The sequence below is a fragment of the uncultured Sphingomonas sp. genome, assembly GCF_902806265.1.
Classification (GTDB): domain Bacteria; phylum Pseudomonadota; class Alphaproteobacteria; order Sphingomonadales; family Sphingomonadaceae; genus Sphingomicrobium.
In genome coordinates, this window is record NZ_CADCVZ010000046.1 from 1 (window position 1) to 18,898 (window position 18,898).

At 67.3% G+C, this 18,898-nt stretch carries 17 protein-coding genes; 4 read left to right on the forward strand and 13 right to left on the reverse strand.

The window, feature by feature from the left end; genetic code table 11:
- Positions 1 to 172 precede the first annotated feature (172 nt).
- The 3 genes from QZX62_RS09070 to QZX62_RS09080 form a co-directional block, all read right to left on the reverse strand.
- Positions 173 to 1,687 (reverse strand): oligosaccharide flippase family protein, encoded by a 1,515-nt coding sequence (locus QZX62_RS09070; protein WP_294173821.1) that lies wholly within the window; start codon positions 1,685 to 1,687, stop codon positions 173 to 175.
- Positions 1,688 to 1,842: 155 nt separating this feature from the next.
- The gene (locus QZX62_RS09075; RefSeq protein WP_294173823.1) at positions 1,843 to 3,309 is read right to left on the reverse strand and encodes an NAD(P)/FAD-dependent oxidoreductase; all 1,467 of its coding nucleotides are present in this window, start codon (positions 3,307 to 3,309) and stop codon (positions 1,843 to 1,845) included.
- Between the two features lie 3 nt (positions 3,310 to 3,312).
- Positions 3,313 to 4,371 carry an AI-2E family transporter gene (locus QZX62_RS09080; protein WP_294173825.1) on the reverse strand — a complete coding sequence of 353 codons (1,059 nt, stop codon included), beginning with the start codon at positions 4,369 to 4,371 and terminating at the stop codon, positions 3,313 to 3,315.
- A gap of 78 nt (positions 4,372 to 4,449) precedes the next feature.
- On the opposite strand from QZX62_RS09080, the gene QZX62_RS09085 reads away from it, so the two are divergent.
- From QZX62_RS09085 to QZX62_RS09095, 3 genes are read left to right on the forward strand one after another with little or no spacing between them, the layout of a single operon-like run.
- Positions 4,450 to 5,937, forward strand: coding sequence for an ATP-binding protein (locus QZX62_RS09085; RefSeq protein WP_294173826.1), 1,488 nt, complete (start codon positions 4,450 to 4,452; stop codon positions 5,935 to 5,937).
- Positions 5,934 to 6,374, forward strand: coding sequence for a response regulator (locus QZX62_RS09090; RefSeq protein WP_294173828.1), 441 nt, complete (start codon positions 5,934 to 5,936; stop codon positions 6,372 to 6,374). Before QZX62_RS09085 ends, QZX62_RS09090 begins: the two co-directional genes overlap by 4 nt.
- Positions 6,374 to 7,408: a response regulator gene (locus QZX62_RS09095; protein ID WP_294173831.1), complete on the forward strand. Its 1,035-nt coding sequence runs from the start codon at positions 6,374 to 6,376 to the stop codon at positions 7,406 to 7,408. Before QZX62_RS09090 ends, QZX62_RS09095 begins: the two co-directional genes overlap by 1 nt.
- 3 nt (positions 7,409 to 7,411) lie before the next feature.
- Here the strand turns inward: QZX62_RS09095 and QZX62_RS09100 are convergent, their stop codons facing one another.
- Genes QZX62_RS09100 through paaA form a run of 10 tightly spaced genes read right to left on the reverse strand, consistent with a single transcriptional unit; the run spans position 7,412 to position 18,065 of the window.
- Complete coding sequence (locus QZX62_RS09100) at positions 7,412 to 8,188, reverse strand: SDR family NAD(P)-dependent oxidoreductase (RefSeq protein WP_294173833.1); 777 nt, start codon at positions 8,186 to 8,188, stop codon at positions 7,412 to 7,414.
- 12 nt (positions 8,189 to 8,200) lie between these two features.
- Positions 8,201 to 9,421, reverse strand: coding sequence for a zinc-dependent alcohol dehydrogenase (locus tag QZX62_RS09105; RefSeq protein ID WP_294173835.1), 1,221 nt, complete (start codon positions 9,419 to 9,421; stop codon positions 8,201 to 8,203).
- 11 nt (positions 9,422 to 9,432) lie between these two features.
- The gene (locus tag QZX62_RS09110) at positions 9,433 to 10,320 is read right to left on the reverse strand and encodes an SRPBCC family protein (RefSeq protein WP_294173836.1); all 888 of its coding nucleotides are present in this window, start codon (positions 10,318 to 10,320) and stop codon (positions 9,433 to 9,435) included.
- Positions 10,321 to 10,373: 53 nt separating this feature from the next.
- The gene (locus QZX62_RS09115) at positions 10,374 to 11,600 is read right to left on the reverse strand and encodes a 2-oxo acid dehydrogenase subunit E2 (RefSeq protein ID WP_294173838.1); all 1,227 of its coding nucleotides are present in this window, start codon (positions 11,598 to 11,600) and stop codon (positions 10,374 to 10,376) included.
- Complete coding sequence (locus QZX62_RS09120) at positions 11,600 to 13,642, reverse strand: transketolase C-terminal domain-containing protein (RefSeq protein WP_294173840.1); 2,043 nt, start codon at positions 13,640 to 13,642, stop codon at positions 11,600 to 11,602. Before QZX62_RS09120 ends, QZX62_RS09115 begins: the two co-directional genes overlap by 1 nt.
- A complete protein-coding gene (locus tag QZX62_RS09125) occupies positions 13,635 to 14,843 on the reverse strand; it encodes an aromatic amino acid transaminase (RefSeq protein WP_294173842.1) in 1,209 nt (402 codons plus the stop codon). The genes QZX62_RS09120 and QZX62_RS09125 overlap by 8 nt, the downstream gene beginning before the upstream one ends.
- A 52-nt stretch (positions 14,844 to 14,895) precedes the next feature.
- Positions 14,896 to 15,969 (reverse strand): 2Fe-2S iron-sulfur cluster-binding protein, encoded by a 1,074-nt coding sequence (locus QZX62_RS09130; RefSeq protein ID WP_294173844.1) that lies wholly within the window; start codon positions 15,967 to 15,969, stop codon positions 14,896 to 14,898.
- 7 nt (positions 15,970 to 15,976) lie between these two features.
- Positions 15,977 to 16,798 carry a 1,2-phenylacetyl-CoA epoxidase subunit PaaC gene (gene paaC / locus QZX62_RS09135; RefSeq protein WP_294173847.1) on the reverse strand — a complete coding sequence of 274 codons (822 nt, stop codon included), beginning with the start codon at positions 16,796 to 16,798 and terminating at the stop codon, positions 15,977 to 15,979.
- Positions 16,798 to 17,079, reverse strand: a complete 282-nt coding sequence (gene paaB / locus QZX62_RS09140) for a 1,2-phenylacetyl-CoA epoxidase subunit PaaB (RefSeq protein ID WP_294173850.1) — start codon at positions 17,077 to 17,079, stop codon at positions 16,798 to 16,800. The genes paaC and paaB overlap by 1 nt, the downstream gene beginning before the upstream one ends.
- A complete protein-coding gene (gene paaA, locus QZX62_RS09145) occupies positions 17,076 to 18,065 on the reverse strand; it encodes a 1,2-phenylacetyl-CoA epoxidase subunit PaaA (protein WP_294173852.1) in 990 nt (329 codons plus the stop codon). The genes paaB and paaA overlap by 4 nt, the downstream gene beginning before the upstream one ends.
- 51 nt (positions 18,066 to 18,116) lie before the next feature.
- Here paaA and paaG point away from each other — a divergent pair, with 51 nt between their 5' ends.
- Positions 18,117 to 18,896 (forward strand): 2-(1,2-epoxy-1,2-dihydrophenyl)acetyl-CoA isomerase PaaG, encoded by a 780-nt coding sequence (gene paaG, locus QZX62_RS09150; RefSeq protein WP_294173855.1) that lies wholly within the window; start codon positions 18,117 to 18,119, stop codon positions 18,894 to 18,896.
- Positions 18,897 to 18,898: the final 2 nt, after the last annotated feature.

Here is an 18,898-nt window from a genome sequence, read left to right on the forward strand (position 1 = left end):
GCGGGTCAGCTGAGGGAATATGACCTCGGCGGTGTTCACTACATCGCCGGGGACGTCGATGGGGACAGGGTCTCCGACTTCGTCATCAAGCTGTCTGGCGTGAGCAACCTTAGTGCAGGTGACTTGGTCCTCTAAGACGGGCAAGCAGTCAGTCAGCCGGGCGGTTCGGCCGCTACACCGGTCGCCCGATCAGAAGAGCAGCCGCTCGCCTGACCCAGGCCGGCTGCCCGGCGATCGACCGCAGCAGCGCGCTTCGGTCATCGGTCACCAACCGTAAGGCAAGCACGGTGATGACTAGGAACGTCAGCGCGCCTGCAGCCCCGCCGAGCAACAGCCCGAGCAGGCCACGACCATGTGCTGCCAGGCAGGCGGCACAGCCCGCGACGACACTGGTGACCAGGTAGCGGATGAACCAGCCGGGCTGGACTACTCCTGGCACTACTCGGTTGGCGGCGACGATGTTCATCGCGGCGACGGTTGACTGCGCTCCAAGCCGTCCGATGGCCGCGCCGATCAGGCCGAAGTGGGACACGAAGGTGAGTCCGAGCACCACCGTCAGGGCGGCGCCGACGATACCGCTCCTGACCAGGGAGGCATTCGCGTCGGCGGCGTTCAACACTCCGCTGAGCACCAGCGTAATCGCCGAAGCGGCCGCCGCGCACCCCAGCAACGTCGCGGTCGGCCCTGCCCCCGCGAACTCCGCGCCGTAAACCAGCTCGATCGCGTTGGGGGCGAGCGCGGCGCCGACGAAGCAGGCCGGCAGCAGGAGGAACATGCCGAAACGAGTGGTGATCGTGCTTGCCCGGGAGGAAGCTTCCGGCTGTTCCGCGGCCGCCTGAAGGATGTTGGGCAACAAGGCGTTGCAAACCATCTGGCAGAGCTGAATTAGCAATGCCGCGACCGTGGCCGCCGCGGCGAACAGGCCGACAGCCTCGGCGCTGGCAATCTGGTCGACGATTAGGAGGTCGGCGCGGACCCAGAGCAATGGGGACAGAAGCGCCGCGACGTAGAAGCTGAGGGCGTAGCGACGCGTCGCCACCTGCTCGGGCGCGGGGAGGACGGCATCGGCCACCCGCAGGTAAGACAGCACCCACAATATCGGCAAGCTCCCCAGCAGGTACCCTGCAAGTGCTCCTACCACACCGAACTGCTGGCTTCCGGCGAATACGCCCGCGACCTGGAGGACGGCACCCATCACCGAATAACGACTGATGGCCTGGAACTGCAGCGAGCCGCGCAGATATTGGAAGGAGAAGGCGACCAGCATGTGCACGATGAAGCTAACGATGATCAGGGCGCAGATCAGCAGCGCTTCCTGCCTGTCGACGGCGTACTTCTCGACGATGTCCAACCAGTAGAAGGCCAGAAACACGCCCACCAACAGCAGGCCTCCGGCGATCGCCGCCAGGAGAAGCTTGAAGCGGTCCCAAACGAAGGTGCGCAGGCCCTCCCGCCCGCCGAGTTGGGCTTCACGGGTCATGAAGCGGGCGAGGCTGCCCGATACCCCGACGTCGGCGATCGTGGTGGCGAAGAACACGATCAACAGGGCCATGGCGACGGCCGCCGTCCCGTGAACGCCTAGCGAGCGGGCCACGATCGCGGCCGACACGAAGCCTCCAGCAGAAATCGTCAGCCCGCCGATGACGCTGAAAGACGCATTCTTGATGAGACGCTCGACGAGGGTCACTAGATCGGTCCGTCACTCTTCCGTTGACGGGCGCCCATCCGGAAGGCGATGTTTGTCGTCAACCGAAACTTTCCTGCGCCGCAGGCGATTACCCGCGCTTCGGCCTAGCGCGGATGGGCTAAGACTTCGTTGCGGAGCGAGCGCCCGCCGCTGCCTTAGCAGCGCTCGAGATGGAGCACTCCATCCTCGATCCTGCCCAACCTCACCGCCGCCGTGTCCAGGGCGTAGTTCTGGTGCAGCCGCCACGGCGCCCGGCTGCCTTGCTTGGGCAGGATGGCCCGGGCCCGCTCCACGTAACCGGAGGTGAAGTCGACAAACGGAACCTCCTCCACGCCCGGCCCGCGCCGGGCAACGGCCGTTCCGCAACCTTTGCGCGCCATGCGGTTGAGGATGCGGCAGAGATAGGCGGCGATCAGGTCGGCCTTCAGGGTCCAAGATGCATTGGTGTAGCCGAAGCTGATCGACAGGTTGGGCACGTCGCTGAACATCATGCCCTTGTAGAGCAGCGCCTTGCTGAAGTCTTGCGGCTGCCCGTCGAGCGTCACCTCCGCGCCGCCCAGGAGCTGGATCCTGAGGCCGGTGGCGGCGATGATGATGTCAGCCGGGATCTCCGTTCCGTCCCTCAGCCGGATGCCAGCCTCTGTGAGGGTCGCGATGTGGCCGGTTGCAACGGCGGCCCGGTCCTCCCGCATGGCGGCGAACAGGTCGCTGTCGGGAACCAGGCACAGCCGCTGGTCCCATGGCTTGTAGTTGGGCGTGAAGTGGGTCGCGACGTCGTAGTCGGGCCCCAACTCCTTGCGCACGGTCTTGACGATATTGCGCTTGACCGCTTCCGGCCATCGGCGGGCGGCGTTGAACATCAGCATCTGCAACAGGACGTTCTTCCATCGCACCAGCGCGTAAGCGCGGCGGTCGCCGACCAGCCGGCGGAGCGCATGGGCGATCCGGTCGCGGGCGGGCAGGCTCATGATGTAGGTTGGCGAGCGTTGCAGCATGGTAACATGGCTGGCCCGCTCCGCGAGCGCGGGGACCAGCGTTACCGCCGTCGCCCCGCTGCCTATCACCACCATCCGCTTGCCGGCATAGTCGAGGTCCCCGGGCCAGAACTGCGGATGAATGACCGGCCCTCCGAATCGCTCGCGCCCCGGGAAGTCGGGCAGGTGGCCGGCGGCATAGTCATAATAGCCCGCGGCCATGTGCAGCCACTTGCATTGGAAGCGGAGCAGGTCCCCCGTGTCGGTCCGCTCGGCCGTGACCGTCCAGCACGCGTCCTCCGACGACCAGTCGGCGGCCTGAACGCGATGGGAGAAGCGCATGCGCCGATCAATCCCGTGCTTGGCGGCGACATCGCGAATGTAGCGCAGGATGGACGCGCCGTCGGCCAGCGCCTTCTTCCCCGTCCAGGGCTCGAAACGATAGCCGAGCGTGTACATGTCGCTGTCGGAGCGGACGCCGGGGTAGCGGAACAGGTCCCAGGTTCCGCCGATCGCCGCCCGGCTTTCCAGAATCAGGTAGCTGCGGTCCGGGCAGAGCGTCTGCAGGTGGTAAGCCGCGCCAATGCCCGACAGGCCGGCGCCGACCACCAGCACATCGACCTCGGTCGGCGGACCGGCCGCGACCATGTCTTACGACGCCGGGGAAGGTTCGGGCTGGTCCTCGCCCGGGATTGGCGTCGGCGTGCCCAGCGCTTCCCGCACGTAAAGCCGCTTGATCAGCACATAGGCCACCACCGTCAGCGGCGCCGCGAACACCACGCCCAGCGCCCCGAACAGCCCGCCGCAGGCGAGCAGCGCGAACAGCAGCACCGCGCCCGGCACCTCCACCGCCCAGGACTGAAGCAGCGGCTGCACCGCATAGCCTTCGACCTGCTGGATGACCACGTAGAGCAGAACCGTCCACAGGCCGAGCTGCGGATCGATCGCGATCGCGATCAGGATGGCGGGGATCGCTGCGATGATCGGTCCGACATAGGGCACAAACTCCAGCAGCCCGGCCAACAAGCCCAGCGCCAGGGCGCTCGGCATGCCCAGCAGCCACAGGCCAAGCCCCGTCAGCGTGCCGATCAGCGCCATGGCGACCAGCTGCGCCTTGAGCCACAGCCGCAGCGCCTTGCCGCTGTCGCCCAGCGCTTCGAACATTAAGTGCCGCTTGGCGCCCGGCACCAGCTTGACGGCGCCGACCGTATAGAAGCGCGGACTGGCCGCGATGAAGATGCCGCCCACGACGATCAGCAGGACGTTAGCCACGCCGCCGCCGAGCGACATCACGAACTGCCCGGCGCTGGCGGCGATGCTGCGGCTCAGCCCTGACGGCTGCACCTGCGAGAGGTCGATCGATACGCCCCAGCTCTGCAGCCGCACCTGCAGCGATTCCCAGGCCTTGGGCAATGCTTGGCTGAGGCTCTCGGTCTGATCCGCGAGCTGCGCGCCGAACAGCGCCATCGCTCCGCCCACGATCGCGAAAATGGTGAGCACCGACATCGTCAGCGCCAGGCCGGGCGGCAGCCGCAACCGCTTGAACTGCTCGGCCAAGGACAGGAACAGCGTGGATGCAACCACCGCGCCGAAGACCAGCAGCAGCACGCTGCGCAGCGTCCACAGCAGCAGGGTCAACGCGACCAGCGCGATCACGATCAGGACCCGGCGGATGAACTGGGTTTCGCTGAGCCCGGCGCGTTGTTCCATAACCTGCGAAACAACTGGGTTTCGCCACGTTGCGCAAGCGAAACTTGCGGTTTGGTCGGGCGCGGCTATCCCTCGGCCATGCTCCAGCTGGACGACCGCCGGTTCAACCGGCTTGCGCTTCTCGCCCTTGCCTCGGGATTCGCCCTCGTCCTAATCGCGTTCGGGCTGATCATCGCCACCTCGATCGCCAATCAGCGTGCGGCCGACTGGGTGCAGCATACCTACGGAGTTACCGAGGAACTGGCGCAATTCAAGCTCGCCATGGAGCGGGCTGAAACCGCAACTCGCGGCTACCTCCTGGCACCCGACCCACGGCGATTGAGGACCTTCCGCGAGAACTCCGCCCAGGTGCTGCCCCGGCTCGCAAGGGTGCATGCGTTGACCCGCGACAACCCGCAACAGCAAGAGGCGCTTCGCTTGCTAATGCCAAAGGTCCGGGATCAGCTGGCGCTTGACGCTGACATGATGGCCCGTTCGGAGCGCGGCGAACTGGTGGCCGCCCGCAGCGAGTTCGTCCGCCGGGTTAAGGTCCGTCAGATCGAACAGATACGCATCCTTGCCCGCGCCATGCATCAGGAGGAGCTACGCCTGCTGGCCGAGCGGCAGATCCTGGAAGCCCGGCGCCGTTCGCAACTGCAATGGCTGCTCGCCATCGCGGGAACCCTGCTGCTGCTGCTGGGCGGCGCGACCTACTGGCTGGTCCGCCGCTACACGGACGACCTCACCCAGGCCCGCGACCGGCTGCACCTGCTGAATACCGATCTCGAAAGCCAGGTGCAACTGCGCACTGCCGACCTCACCCGCGCCAACGAGGAGATCCAGCGCTTCGCCTACATCGTGAGTCACGACCTGCGCTCACCGTTGGTCAACGTGCTCGGGTTCACCGCCGAGCTGGAGGCGGCCGACCAGGCGATTGGGCAGCTGATCGACCGGGCCGAGGCGGAGGCGCCCCAGCTCATCACCGCCGAGGTCCGCCACGCCCGCGAGGACCTGCCCGAGGCAATCGGATTTATTCGTTCCTCTACCCAGAAGATGGATCGCCTGATCAATGCGATCCTGAAGCTCTCGCGTCAGGGCCGGCGGACCCTGAACCGGGAACCGCTGGCGATGAAGCTGCTGCTGGACGACATCGCGGCCACGCTTGAGCAGCGGCTCAAGGACGCGGGCGCGGCGCTGACGATCGACCCGCAGGTGCCCGACCTGGAGAACGACCGGCTGGCGGTCGAGCAGATCTTCTCCAACCTCCTGGAGAATGCCATCAAGTATCTGCAGCCCGGACGTCCGGGCCGCATCGAGGTGCGCGGCAGCCTGACGGGCGATCGGGTGCTGTACGAGGTCGAGGACAACGGCCGCGGCATCGACCCGGCCGACCATGAACGGGTGTTCGACTTGTTCCGCCGCGCCGGCCGGCAGGATCAGCCAGGTGAAGGCATCGGCCTCGCCCACGCTCGCGCGCTGGTGCATCGATTGGGCGGAAAAATCGAACTGCACTCGACACTTGGCGAAGGCACGACATTCCGCCTACAGCTACTGCGGCGGCTCAGCGACGGGGGAGGAGCGGATTGAACGACCAACGGCCGGTGAACATCGTCATGATCGAAGACGATGAAGGGCACGCACGCCTTATCGAAAAGAACATCCGGCGAGCCGGCATCTCCAACGCGCTGTGCCATTTCCTGAACGGTAGTGACGCGCTCGGATATCTGTTCGATCATCCTGACGGGCCCGGGCGCAACGGCCCGGCGCTGGTCCTGCTCGACCTCAATCTGCCGGACATGAGCGGCACGGACATCCTCGCCCGGATCAAGGGCGACGAGCAGCTCCGGCGCACGCCGGTAGTGGTGCTGACGACTACCGACGACAAGCAGGAAATCCAGCGTTGCTACGACCTTGGCGCTAACGTCTACATCACCAAGCCGGTCAACTATGAAAGCTTTGCCGACGCGATCCGCCAGCTCGGCCTGTTCCTGGCGGTGATGCAGGTGCCCGACGCCGAGGCCTAATGGATCAAGCCCGCGAGATTCTGTACATCGACGACGACGCCGGCCTTCGCAGGCTGGTGGAAAAGTTGCTCATTCGGCGGGGGCACAAGGTCGTCACCGCGGCAAGCGGCGCGCAAGGCATCGAGGCCGCGCGCTCCGGGCAATTCGATATGATCGCGGTGGACCATTACATGCCGGGAATGGACGGGCTCGCGACCCTGGCTGAGCTTCGCAAGCTGCCGCACTGCCCCCCAGTCGTCTACGTGACCGGATCGGAGGAAAGCCGAATTGCGGTCGCCGCGCTCAAGGCTGGCGCGCTTGATTATGTGGTGAAATCCACCGGCGACGATTTCGTCGACCTGCTCGAGCGCTCCTTTTCGCATGCGCTTGCCACCTTGCGGCTCCAGCAGGCCAAGGCCGAAGCGGAGGAGGCGCTCAAGGCTTCGAACGAGCGGCTGCAGACGCTGCTGCACGAGGTCAATCACCGCGTCGCCAACTCATTGCAGATCGTGTCCAACATGGTGGGGATGCAGGCGCGGCTAGTCCCCGAGGGCCCTGCCCGCGACGCCCTGGCCGATACCGAACGGCGCGTGCTCGCCATCGCCCAGGTGCACCGCCGCCTTTATGCTTCCGATGATGTGCAGAGCGTCGCCATGGACGAATATCTGGCCGCCCTGGTCGCACAGCTGGAGGAAACCTGGTCGAGCCAGCAGGCGCCGCGCGACATCCGCCTCACTGCCGAGCCGGTCAAGCTCCACGCGGAGAAGGCCATGAGCCTAGGGGTGATCGTTAGCGAGCTGGTCAGCAATGCTTGCAAATACGCTTATGCCGAGGACGAGCCGGGGGAAATCCGGGTCGACTTTCGGCGGGCAGGTGAGGCCGCCTTCCGCCTGTCGGTGGAAGACGACGGCTGTGGCTTCGACCAGTCGGCCGAGCCGCAAGGAACGGGGCTCGGATCGCGCCTGATCAACGCCATGGCCAAGGCGCTCTCAGCCAAGGTCGACTACGCGCCCGCGCCTCGCGGCGTCCGCGCTTCGCTGGAAGCGGCGATCTAGGCCTTAGTTTGATCCGCTGCCGGGTTCTGCCTGCTGGCGGTGCATGGCGGCCGTGGCAGCCTCAGGCAGAATGCCCGACGCCCAGACCTGCGCCTTGTTCTTGAGGCCGTAGACGACGCTCTCCTTGCCGTCCTTCATCGCCTCCCAACCGGTCTTGGCGACGTCCGCAGCGTCATCCTTCTTGGCCTGGCCGACCTTGGTGTCCTCCATGCCCGCGCGCTCGAAGAACTCGGTCTCGGTCGCGCCCGGCTTGAGGCAGGTAACGGTGACGCCCGTATCCTTGAGCTCGTTGTTCAGTGCCGCGGCGAAGCTGTCGATGAACGCCTTGGTGCCGTTGTACACCGCCTGGAACGAGCCCGCGAGGTGGCCGGCAATGGAGCCGACAATCAGCACCTTGCCCTCGCCGCGCTGCACCATCTTCTTGGCCACCGGCTGGATCAGCAGCAACGTGCCGGTGACGTTGGTATCGACCACATGCCGCCACTCCTGCGGGCTTTGATCTAGGAAGGCGCCGCCCAACCCGTGCCCGGCGTTCGCCACCAGCACATCGACCTGGCGCTCACCCACCAAGTCGAGCAGTTGCCGGACCCCTTGCTCGGTCGCGAGGTCGGCCTCGATCGACTGCACGGACGCACCCGTCTCCTTGAGCCCGGCGCCGGCGTCGACCTGCGGCGTGTCCGACGCGACGATCAGGTCGTAGCCCTCACCCGCCGCCAGCTTGGCGAGCTCGAGGCCGATGCCGGACGACGCTCCGGTGACGATAGCAAGCTTGTTGGCCATGATATGCTCTCCTTACGCCGTCGCCATCGCCGGCCGGGCGGGTTCCGCCCGCGGCTTGGCCATGTCCGGCTTCAGCACGATCTTGGTGTAGGTGTCCTGTTCGTCGTGCCAGTGGCGGTACATCTCCGCCGCCCGCTCCAGTGGCTCGCGGTGCGAGATCAGGAAGGTGGTATCTAGCTTGCCTTCCCCGATCAGCTCCAGCAGCGGCCGGAGGTAGCGCTGCATATGGGTCTGTCCGGTCTTCACCTGCAGCCCCTTCTCCATCAGCTGGCCAAGCGGGAACTTGTCCGCGAACCCGCCGTACACGCCCGGGATTGAGACCCGTCCGCCCTTGCGGCAGGCGATGATCGCCTGCCTCAGCGCATGCGGCCGCTCGGTCGTCAGATAGGCGTGCGCCTTGATCGTATCGATGACGTTGTCGATCGCCATGCCGTGGCTTTCCATGCCCACGCAGTCGATCACCGCGTCCGGGCCGATGCCGCCGGTCATCTCCTTCAGGGCTTCGAGCACCTCGACTTCGCGGTAGTCGAGGATGTCGGCGCCCATCTGCTTGGCGAGCTTCAGCCGGCTCGGATAATGGTCGATGGCGATCACCCGGTGCGCACCGAGCGCGAAGGCGCTCTGGATGGCGAACAGGCCGACCGGGCCGCAGCCCCAGACGGCAACGGTGTCGCCTTCCTCGATGTCCGCCTGCTCGGCCGCCTGCCAGCCGGTCGGGAGGATGTCCGACAGGAACAGCACCTTGTCGTCTTCCAGCCCGTCGGGAATGACGATCGGACCCACGTCGCTGAACGGCACCCGGACATATTCGGCCTGCCCGCCGGCATAGCCGCCGGTAAGGTGGGCATAGCCGAACGCCGCCCCCATTGTGTGGCCCATCAGCGTCTCGGAAGCATCGCTGGTTTCTGCCGGGTTGGCGTTGTCGCAGCAACTGAACTGCGTCTTCTTACAGAAGAAGCAGCTGCCGCAGCTGATGGTGAACGGCACCACCACCCGCTGCCCCTTCTTCAGCGTCGACTTGGCGCCGGTCTCGACCACTTCGCCCATGAACTCGTGGCCCAGTATGTCGCCCGACCGCATGGTCGGGATGTAACCGTCATACAGGTGCAGGTCGGACCCGCAGATGGCGGTGGAGGTGATCTTCAGGATCGCGTCGCGCGGGTTGACGATCTCGGGATCGGGCACCGTCTCCATGCGAACGTCATGACGGCCGTGCCAGGTGAGTGCACGCATCGGAAAACTCCTTAAACTCGAGCTTCGGTCGGGGATTCGGACTTGCGGCCCGAGGGGGAGGCGTTGACCGGGATCTCTCCCGTTTCCATCAGCTGCTTGAAGCGGCGGAGGTCGCGGCGCGCCTGCACCTGCGGCTCACGCTGCATGACCTTGGCGATCATCTGGCCGAATGTGCCCGCGGGCGGCTTGTAGCGGATCAGCAGTCGCACATAGGTGCCGCGGCCCGGCGGTGCGTCGGCGAACTCGACCCGGCCGTCCGTCTCTATCTGGCTGTCGGGTTCGCTGACCCAGGCGATGGTCTCGCCCGGCACATCCTCGACGATCCGGGTCGCCACCTTGACCGTTGCCCCGGCCGGAGCCTCGATGGTCCATTCGGACCGCACATCGTCCAGCTTGGTAATCTCCCGGACGTTGTCCATGAACTTGGGAAAGCCGGTGAAGTCGCGCCACACGGCGTAGAGTTCCTGCTTCGGCTTATCGATGGTCACCGTGCGGCCGACCAGCGCCTTGCCGTCCTGGTTGTTGCGCGAGTTCTCCTTGGCCTTGCCCCGCAGCACATGGTCGGGCGCGTCAGAGATGAGCGGTCCCTGGTAGCCATTGCTATCGGCGCCCTTGCCCCGGCCCTGCCGCGAGTCCTTGTTGCCGGTGAAGTAATAGGCCGCCCCCGCGCCCGCGGCGACCAGCCCGAGGCCAAGCAGAGTCTTACCCGCGCCGCCGCCGCTCTTGCCGCCCGCACCCGACGCGCCGCGCTTGTCGCGTTGGGCATTCGCTTGACTGGTCCGCTTGCGGTCGTCGCCCGGCCCCTTCGCACGGGCGCGTTCGACCTCTTCCTGGTTGTTGCGGACAACTTCGTCCTCGACCGCTTCGGTGCGATCGTCGTCGTGGGTCTGGTTGGCCATGGCGCCGCTTCTCCTGTCTGCCCCCGTTAACGAAAGCGGCGGTCAGCGGTTGCCTATGTTTTTGGCCAGTTCTCCAGCACTTCGACAAAGCGGGTGAGCCAAGCGTTGGTCTGGTGCCCATCCACCACCCGATGGTCGATGGTCAGGGTAACATAAGCCATCGGCCGAACGAGAATCGCGTCCTGTCCGCCGACCTCGCGCACCACCACTCGCTTCTCCAGCTTGCCTACGCCCAGAATCGCCGCCTGGCCCTGATGGAGGATGATCGGGGTGGCGAGCAGGCTACCCGATACGCCATGGTTGGAGATGGTGAAGCTGCCGCCTGAAACGTCCGCGCCGGTGAGCTTGCCCTCGCGCGCCCGTCGGGTGAGATCGTCCAGCTTAGCCCCGATCTCCTCTAGGCTGAGTGCCCCGGCGTTCTTTGCCACCGGCACCACAAGCCCCTTGTCGCCGAGCGCGGTGCCGACCCCGATGTCGATCGTCGGGGACACGGCGATACGGTCCTCCGCCCAGCGCCCGTTGATGGCTGGAGCGACGGCCATCGCCTCGGCTGCCGCCTTGATGAGGTAGGCGGTGTAGCTGAGCTTCTTGCCCCGTTCCGCTGCGGCCGCCTTGTGCGCGGCGATGGCCGAGAAGTCGGCTTCGAAGAGCGCGGTAACGTGCGGCGCCTCGCCCACGGCGCGCACCATGTTCTCGGCAATCTTCAAGCGCATGCGGTCGTGCGGGATGTCCTGCGCCGCCCAGTTGCTTTCCGCGATGCGCGGTTGCGCGATCGGCTTCTCGCCCGCGTCGACATGGCTGACGGTCGCCAGCTCGACTGCACGGTCCACGTCCTCGCGGGTGATCCGCCCGTTGCGCCCGGTGCCCTGAACGCGATCGGGGTCGATGTCGTGCTGGAGCAGCGCCCGGCGGACAGAGGGGGATAGCCTCGTCTCCACTTCCGCGCCGCCCTGAGCTTGTAGAAGGGCTGAGCTTCCCTCCTGCGATGCCGGTGAGGAGAAGGGCGATCCTTCGACAGGCTCAGAACTACGGCGTTCCTCATTAGCGGCAGCAGCGATCCGCCCAAGCACCGCGCCTGGTACCGCCTCCGCATCCGTGTCGAGCAGGATTTCGCTCAGCACCCCCGCCGCCGGCGCCGGCACTTCCTGGGTCACCTTGTCGGTCTCGAGCTCCACCAGCGGGTCGTTCTCCGCCACCGTGTCGCCGATCTGCTTCAGCCAGGCGCGGACCACGGCCTTGGTGCCTTCCTGCTCAGCGGGAACGCGAACCTCGACGCTCATCAGAAGCCCACCAGCCGGTCGATCTCCGCCCTGATCCGCGCCACGCTCGGCACCGCAGCTTCCAGCAGCGAGGGGTGATGCGGCGAGGGGATGTCCGGCATGGTGACTCGCGCGACCGGCGCGTCGAGGTCGAGGAACGCCTCGTCGGCGACCACCGCCGCGATCTCCGCGCCGAAGCCGCCGGTACGCAGGTCCTCGTGCACGATCAGGCAGCGGCGGGTGCGGCGGACGCTGTCCAGCACGGCTTTCCGGTCCCACGGCATCAGCGTGCGCAGGTCAATCACGTCCGCGCTGATGCCCTCGGCCGCTGCCTCGCACCGCGGCACCATCGCGCCCCAGGTCACGATCGTGATCTTGCCGCCTTCGCGAGTCTTCTTCGCCCGCCCGAACGGCAGCACATAGGCGTCGCCCGGCCACGGCCGCCGCGCCCAGCTGTCGTCCAGCATCGCACGATGCTCGAAGAACAGCACCGGATCGTTGCCGCGCAGCGCGCCGCGCAGCAGCCCGACCGCGTCCTCCGCGTTACTCGGCACCGCCACCCGCCAGCCTGGATTGTGCACGAACTGCACTTCGTTGGTCTGGCTGTGCCACGGATCGCCGCACTTGAAGAAGCCGCCCGGCACCCGCAGCACCATCGGCGCTGCGAAATGGTTGGCGGTGCGCCAGCGCATGGTCCCGCAGTCGTTGATCTGCTCGGTCGCCGGCTCGGCATATTTGCGGAACTGGATTTCAGGCACCGGCATCAGCCCGGCCAGCGCCATGCCGACGGCCCGCCCGACGATCCCTTCCTCGTTGAGGCTGGTGTCGAACACGCGGTCGTGGCCGAACTTCTCCTGCAGCCCGAGCGTCACCGCATGGACGCCGCCCTTGGGCCCGACGTCCTCGCCGAACACCAGCACCCGGGGGTTCGCCTCCAGCTCCCCGTCGAGCACGCGGCGGATGGCGGTCACCATGTTGATGCGCTGGCCCTCGGGCCGAGGCACATCGACGACCGGAGTGTCCAACCCGGCGCGACCGCCTACGGTAGCATGCTCACCCGAGAAGAAGACGTTATCGGCGACCTTCTCGATCGGCAGCACCGGCCGCGCCTCGGCCTCCTCGCGAGCACGCCCGACCTCCCAGGCGACTGCCTCTTCGAGCTGGGTCCACTCGCTGTCGCCGATCTGCCGCGCCGCGCAGTGCGCCTTGAGCTTCGGCAGCGGATCACGCGCCCACTCCGCCGCGATCACCTCTTGCGATTTGTAGGTCTGCGTGTCCTGATAGCTGTGCCCTTCGAGCCGCGGGACCGTGAGCCGCAGCAGCGCCGGCCTCCCCGCCCGGACATGCGCGACCGCCTCATCGACCAGCCGCGCCGCCTCGACCGGGTCAGTCCCGTCGCCGTTGAAGATCGTCAGCCCGCGGAAGCTCGCGAGATTGGCGGCGATGTCCTGCCCCGGCGTCTGATAGGTCGAGGGCACCGAGATGCCGTAGCCATTGTCCTCGACGTACAGCAGCAGCGGCAGCTGCTGCGTGGTGGCGACCGTCAGCGCCGACCAGAAGCCGCCGGTTGCGCAGCTCGCGTCCCCGCCGAGCACCACCGCAAGGGCGCCATCCCGGCCTTCGCCCAGCACTTCGTGCTTGTACTTGGCCGCCTGCGCCCAGCCGACCGCCGGAGTGTACTGCGCCCCCACCCCGCCGCTCATCGGCAGCGCGTGGCAGCCGCCCGGGTTGGGGTAGTTGAATACGACCCCAATGTCGCGCCCATCGGAGTAGCCGCCGGCCCGCCCCATGCCCGAGCCCAGCGCATCCGCCAGCGGCACGCCGAGCGCCAGCAGCAGCGGCCGCGAGCGGTAGTAGCCGCACGCCGCATCCCCATCGCGCAGCTTTAGGCCGAGCAGCACCTGCGCCAAGTCGTGCCCGCGCGCGCTGAACTGGTACATGACCTGCTTGGCGGGAACGAGCTCCTCTTCCTCGATCCGGTCCAGCTCCCGGCTGGTCAGCACCAGCCGCGCCACCTCCCGCCAGTCGAGATCGGTGGTAAAATGCGGGTCGGCGTCAGCCATTGGCCGGCGGGCTATCCATCGTCTCGATCACCGCCGCACAGAAGCGGTCGATGGCCTCGTCGGCGATCCCGACCACGTTGAAGCGCCCGCTGTCCGCCATGTAGACGGCGTGGCGCTCGCGCAGCGACACCACCCGGGCGCGGCTGAGCGGCAGCATGGAGAACATGCCATACTGGTCGGCGATGAAGGCCAACCGCTCGTCGGAGGCGGCGATCCGCTCGCGCACCGTGGCGATACGCAGCCGCATCTCCTCTAGCTCGGCCTGCCACTCTGCGGTCAGCTCCGCGTCCTCCAGCACTGTCCGCACCGCCGCGGCGCCATGGTCGGGCGGCATCGACCAGGCTTCGCGCGCGATCTGCAGCACGTGCGCCATCGCGGTCGCGCTGCTCTCGGCTGAGCGGGTCTTGAGGAAGAAGCAGCCGACCCGGTCGCGGTACATGCCGAAGTTCTTGTCGCAGCTTTGCGCCACCAGCGCTTCGTCGCACGCGTCGAGCATCAGGCGGACGCCGACCGCATCTTCGTCGAGCCCGCGGCCGAACCCCTGGTAGGCAATGTCGATCAGCGGCAGCAGGCCGCGCTCGGCGACCACGTCGACCACCGCGCGCCACCCCGCCTCGTCCAGGTCCGCGCCGGTAGGATTGTGGCAGCAGCCGTGCAGCAGCGCGATGTCGCCCGGCCGGGCCGCACCGAACGCGTCCATCATCGCAGGGAAGTTCAGCTGCGTCTGGTCGCGGTCGTAGTAGGGATATTCCACGATCTCGAGCCCCGCTCCGTGCGTCAGGGCCGGATGGTTGGGCCAGGTCGGAACGCCCATGATCACCCGTGCTTCCGGGTTGGCAACGGCGGCCAGCCGCAGCGCGAGATAGACCGCGCCCGTGCCGCCCGGCGCCTGCACGCCGGCGACTCGCTCGTCCGCCGCGTGGGCCCCAAGCACCAGCGGCCGCAGCAGCTCGGCGAAGCGCACGTCGCCGGCCCCGCCGAGATAGCCTTTGCTGTCCTGTTCCTCGAGCAGCCGCCGCTCGGCCGCCTTGATCGCCCCGAGCACCGGCGTGCGGCCCTCGCCGTTGCGGAATACGCCGACGCCCACGTCGATCTTCTCGGGCCGGCTCTCGGCCTTGGCGAGCGCGATCAGGGCCAGCAGCGAGTCGCTTCTCACCGGCGGCAGGGCGGACAGCGCGGGCGCTGCGGTGCGGGTCAACATGGCCTCGGCTTAGACCCAGGCCTCCCGTTCCCGCAAGAGACCGAAGCTTCGCTCAGGCGTCGTAATCGACCGCCACGCCCGCGCCCTTAGGCACGGCCTGGCACGTCAGCACATAGCCCGCCGCGACCTCCTCGTCGGTGAGGCCGTAGTGCACCGCCATGCTGACCTCGCCCGCGGTCACCCGGGCGCGGCAGGTGGCGCATACCCCCGCTTTGCACGCGAAGGGCGCGGGCAGCCCGGCGCTGCGAGCACTGTCCAAGATGTTGCTACCGTCGAATGCCACCCTCCGCGTCCGGCCATCTATGGTGACGGCAATCGTCAGCCCCGACGCCGCCTGCTGCAGCTGCGCCATTTCCGCCGCCAGCGCAGCGGACGGCCGCCCGGCGGTAAAGCGCTCGACATGGATTCGGTCATGGCTCACGCTGCGCTCGACCAGCGCAGCCTCGGCCGAGTTCATCATCAGGCCGGGTCCGCAGATAAACCAGGCGTCGACCTCACGGGGCTCGGACACGAAGGCGTCAATCGCCGCCCCCGCAGTCGGCTGGTCGAGCATGCCGTTCAGCAACTCGACGTCGCCTGCCTCGTCCGACAGGAAGTGGAACAGCTCGAACCGGCCGAGATAGCGGTCCTTCAATGCCGCCAACTGCTCCAGGAAGATAATCGATCCGGCGTCGCGGTTGCCGTAGAACAGGGTCAAGCGGCTGTCCGGCTCCGTGCCCAGCGCGGTGCGGATCAGCGACATGATCGGGGTGATCCCCGAGCCGCCGGCGAAGCCGACATAGCGGCCGCTGCGCGCGGGATTGAAGTCGACCGTGAACGAGCCATGCGGCGGCATGACGTCGAGTTCGTCACCCGGCTTCAGCTCGCGCGCGACCCAGTTGCTGAACGCGCCGCCAGCGATCTGCTTCACCGTGACCTTAAGCTCGCCGTCCTGCGGCGCGGTGCACAGCGAGTAATTGCGCCGTACTTCCTCGCCGCCGATGAAGGTACGCAGGGTGAGGTGCTGGCCTGCGCGAAAGCGGTAGGTGTCGGCAAGCTCGGGCGGGACGGCGAAGCGGATCGAGCGCGCTTCCTCCGTTTCCGGCACGATCTCAGCAATGGTGAGCCGGTGGAAATCCTTGCTCAACGGGCGCTCACCACTTCGCGTCCGGATAGGTCCTCGGCAGATACTGCATGATCGCCAGCAAGTGGCCGAGGTGCTCGCTATGGTGCCCACGCCGGCCGCCCAGGATCGGGCGCTGGTCGTCCGGAACCGGCAACCCCGCCTCCCCCAGCGCCCGGGTGATTTCAGCCCGATACTCCGCCTCGAAGTCGCGCGGATCGACCGCGATCCCGGCCGAAACCGCCGCCTCGACCTCTGCATCTACCTCGAACAGCTCGGGCACGAAGCGCCAGCACCAAGCCAGGCCGTCGAGCGTGCGCTTGGTGCTTTCCTCAGTGCCGTCGCCCAGGCGAATCACCCACTCGGCCGCAAGCTCGCGATGGTAGGCGACTTCCTTGACCGCTTTGGCCGCGATCCCGGCCAGCGCCTCGTCGCGGCTCGCCGTCAGCCGCTGATAGAGCATGTGCTGCCAAGTCGAGAACAGCAGCTGGCGGACCATCGTCCGCGCGAAATCGCCGTTAGGCTGCTCCACCAGCCAGCAGTTGCGGAAATCGAGCACGTCGCGCTTGAATGCCAGGGTATCGGCATCGCCGGCCTCGTTCAGCAGCAGCGTCGCCTGCCCGATCAGGTCCAGCGCCACGTTGGCCAGGCTGAGGTCCACCTCCACGCTCGGCGCGTGCCCGCACCATTCGCTGAGCCGCTGGCCCAGGATCAGCGCATCGTCGCCAAGCCGCATCAAGTAACCCGCCCGCACCGGATCATGCGCATCGGACGGCGGGTCGAACGCGCCGTGTGGGCGGGTCTTCTCGGCGACTGCAACGTCTTCGGGGCGGATCGGCGGAAGAGAAGGCATCAGATGTGCTTCACCTCGTCCGGGATCTCGTAAAAGGTCGGGTGCCGGTACACCTTGTCCGCCGCCGGCTCGAACAGCTGCCCGGCGTCATCCGGATCGCTGGCGACGATATCGCTTGAGCGTACGACCCACAGGCTCACGCCCTCCATCCGCCGCGTGTAGGTATCCCGCGCATGCCGCAGCGCGATCTCGGCGTCGGGCGCGTGGACGCTGCCGAAGTGGCGATGCGCCAGCCCGCCCTTGGAGCGGACGAAGACTTCCCACAACGGCCAGTCGCTCACGCCGCGACCTTGGCCCGCCGCTTCGCCTCGTGCGCCGCCGCTGCCTCGCGCACCCAGGCGTTGCTCTCCCAAGCCTCGCGCCGTGCCGTGATCCGCTCCCGGGCAACGGGGCCCTCGCCGCGTACCACCGCGTAGAACTCGTCCCAGTCGATCTCACCGAAGTCGTAGCCGCCCTTGGCTTCGTTCCACTGGAGGTCGGGATCGGGCACCGTCAGCCCAAGGAACTCCGCCTGCGGCACGGTAATGTCGACGAACTTCTGCCGCAGCTCGTCATTGGTCTCGCGCTTGATCCGCCAGCGCAGCGACTGCGCGGTGTTGGGCGAGTTCTCGTCGGGCGGACCGAACATCATCAGTGAGGGCCACCACCAGCGGTTGAACGCGTCCTGCGCCATCTGCTTCTGCTCGGGCGTGCCGTTCGCAAGGCTCGTCATCGCCTCATAGCCCTGGCGCTGATGGAAACTCTCTTCCTTGCACACCCGGACCATCGCGCGCGCATAAGGCCCGTACGAAGTCCGCTGCAGCGGCACCTGGTTCATGATCGCCGCACCGTCGACCAGCCAGCCGATTGCCGGAATGTCGGCCCAAGTTAGCGTCGGATAGTTGAAGATTGTCGAGTACTTGGCCTTGCCCGAGTGCAGCGCCTCGATCATCTCTTCGCGGCTGGTGCCCAGCGTCTCGGCCGCGCAGTAGAGGTACAACCCATGCCCCGCCTCGTCCTGCACCTTGGCGAGCAGGATCGCCTTGCGCCGGAGCGAGGGCGCGCGCGTGATCCAATTGCCCTCCGGCAGCATGCCGACGATCTCGGAGTGCGCATGCTGGCTGATCTGCCGGGTCAGCGTGCGCCGATAGGCCTCGGGCATCCAGTCCTTGGGCTCGATGAACTCGTCCGCCGCCACCCGCGCCTCAAAAGCGGCGAGCCGCTCCGGGTCCTCCGCGGGACCGATCGGCTGGACGTTGGGCTGCTTGGAAAGCTCGGTCGTGTACATAGACGTTAGATAGCGATTGACGGGCAAAGGTTCCACCCCGACGGAAGCGGCATGACCTACGAGACCATCCTGCTCGATCAGCGCGAAGGCATCGCCCGCGTCACCCTGAACCGGCCCGACCGGCTGAACAGCTTCACCCGGCAGATGCACGCGGAGCTGACCCAGGCGCTCGACGAAGCCGCCGACGCCCGCGTGATCATCCTCACCGGCGCCGGCCGCGGGTTCTGCGCGGGTCAGGACCTCAACGACCGCGCGGTTGCGCCGCGCGAGGCCGTCGATCTCGGCGAGACGGTAGAGCAGAGCTGGAACCCGCTCGTCCGCCGCCTCGCCACCCTGCCTCAGCCGGTGATCGCCCGCGTGAACGGCGTGGCCGCCGGCGCCGGCGCCAACATCGCGCTCGCGTGCGACCTGATCGTCGCCGCACGCTCGGCCAAGTTCATTCAGAGCTTTTCGGCGCTAGGGCTCATTCCGGATAGCGGCGGCAGCTGGCACTTGCCCCGGCTGGTCGGCCAGGCCCGCGCCCTCGGCTTGGCGCTGACCGGCGAGCCCCTGCCGGCTGACCAGGCCGCCGAATGGGGCCTCATCTGGAAGTGCGTCGAGGACGAGCAACTCGACACTGAGGTCGACGCGCTTGCTCACAAGCTTGCCGGCCTGCCGCCGCTCGGCCTTGCCGCCATCAAGCGCCTAGTCCGCACCACCGACGAGCGCACTCTGGATCAGGAACTCGACCTGCAGCGCGACGAGATGCGCCGGCTCGGCTTCACCGCGGACTATCGCGAGGGCGTGGCGGCGTTCCTGGAGAAACGCGCGCCAAGCTTCACCGGCCGCTGACG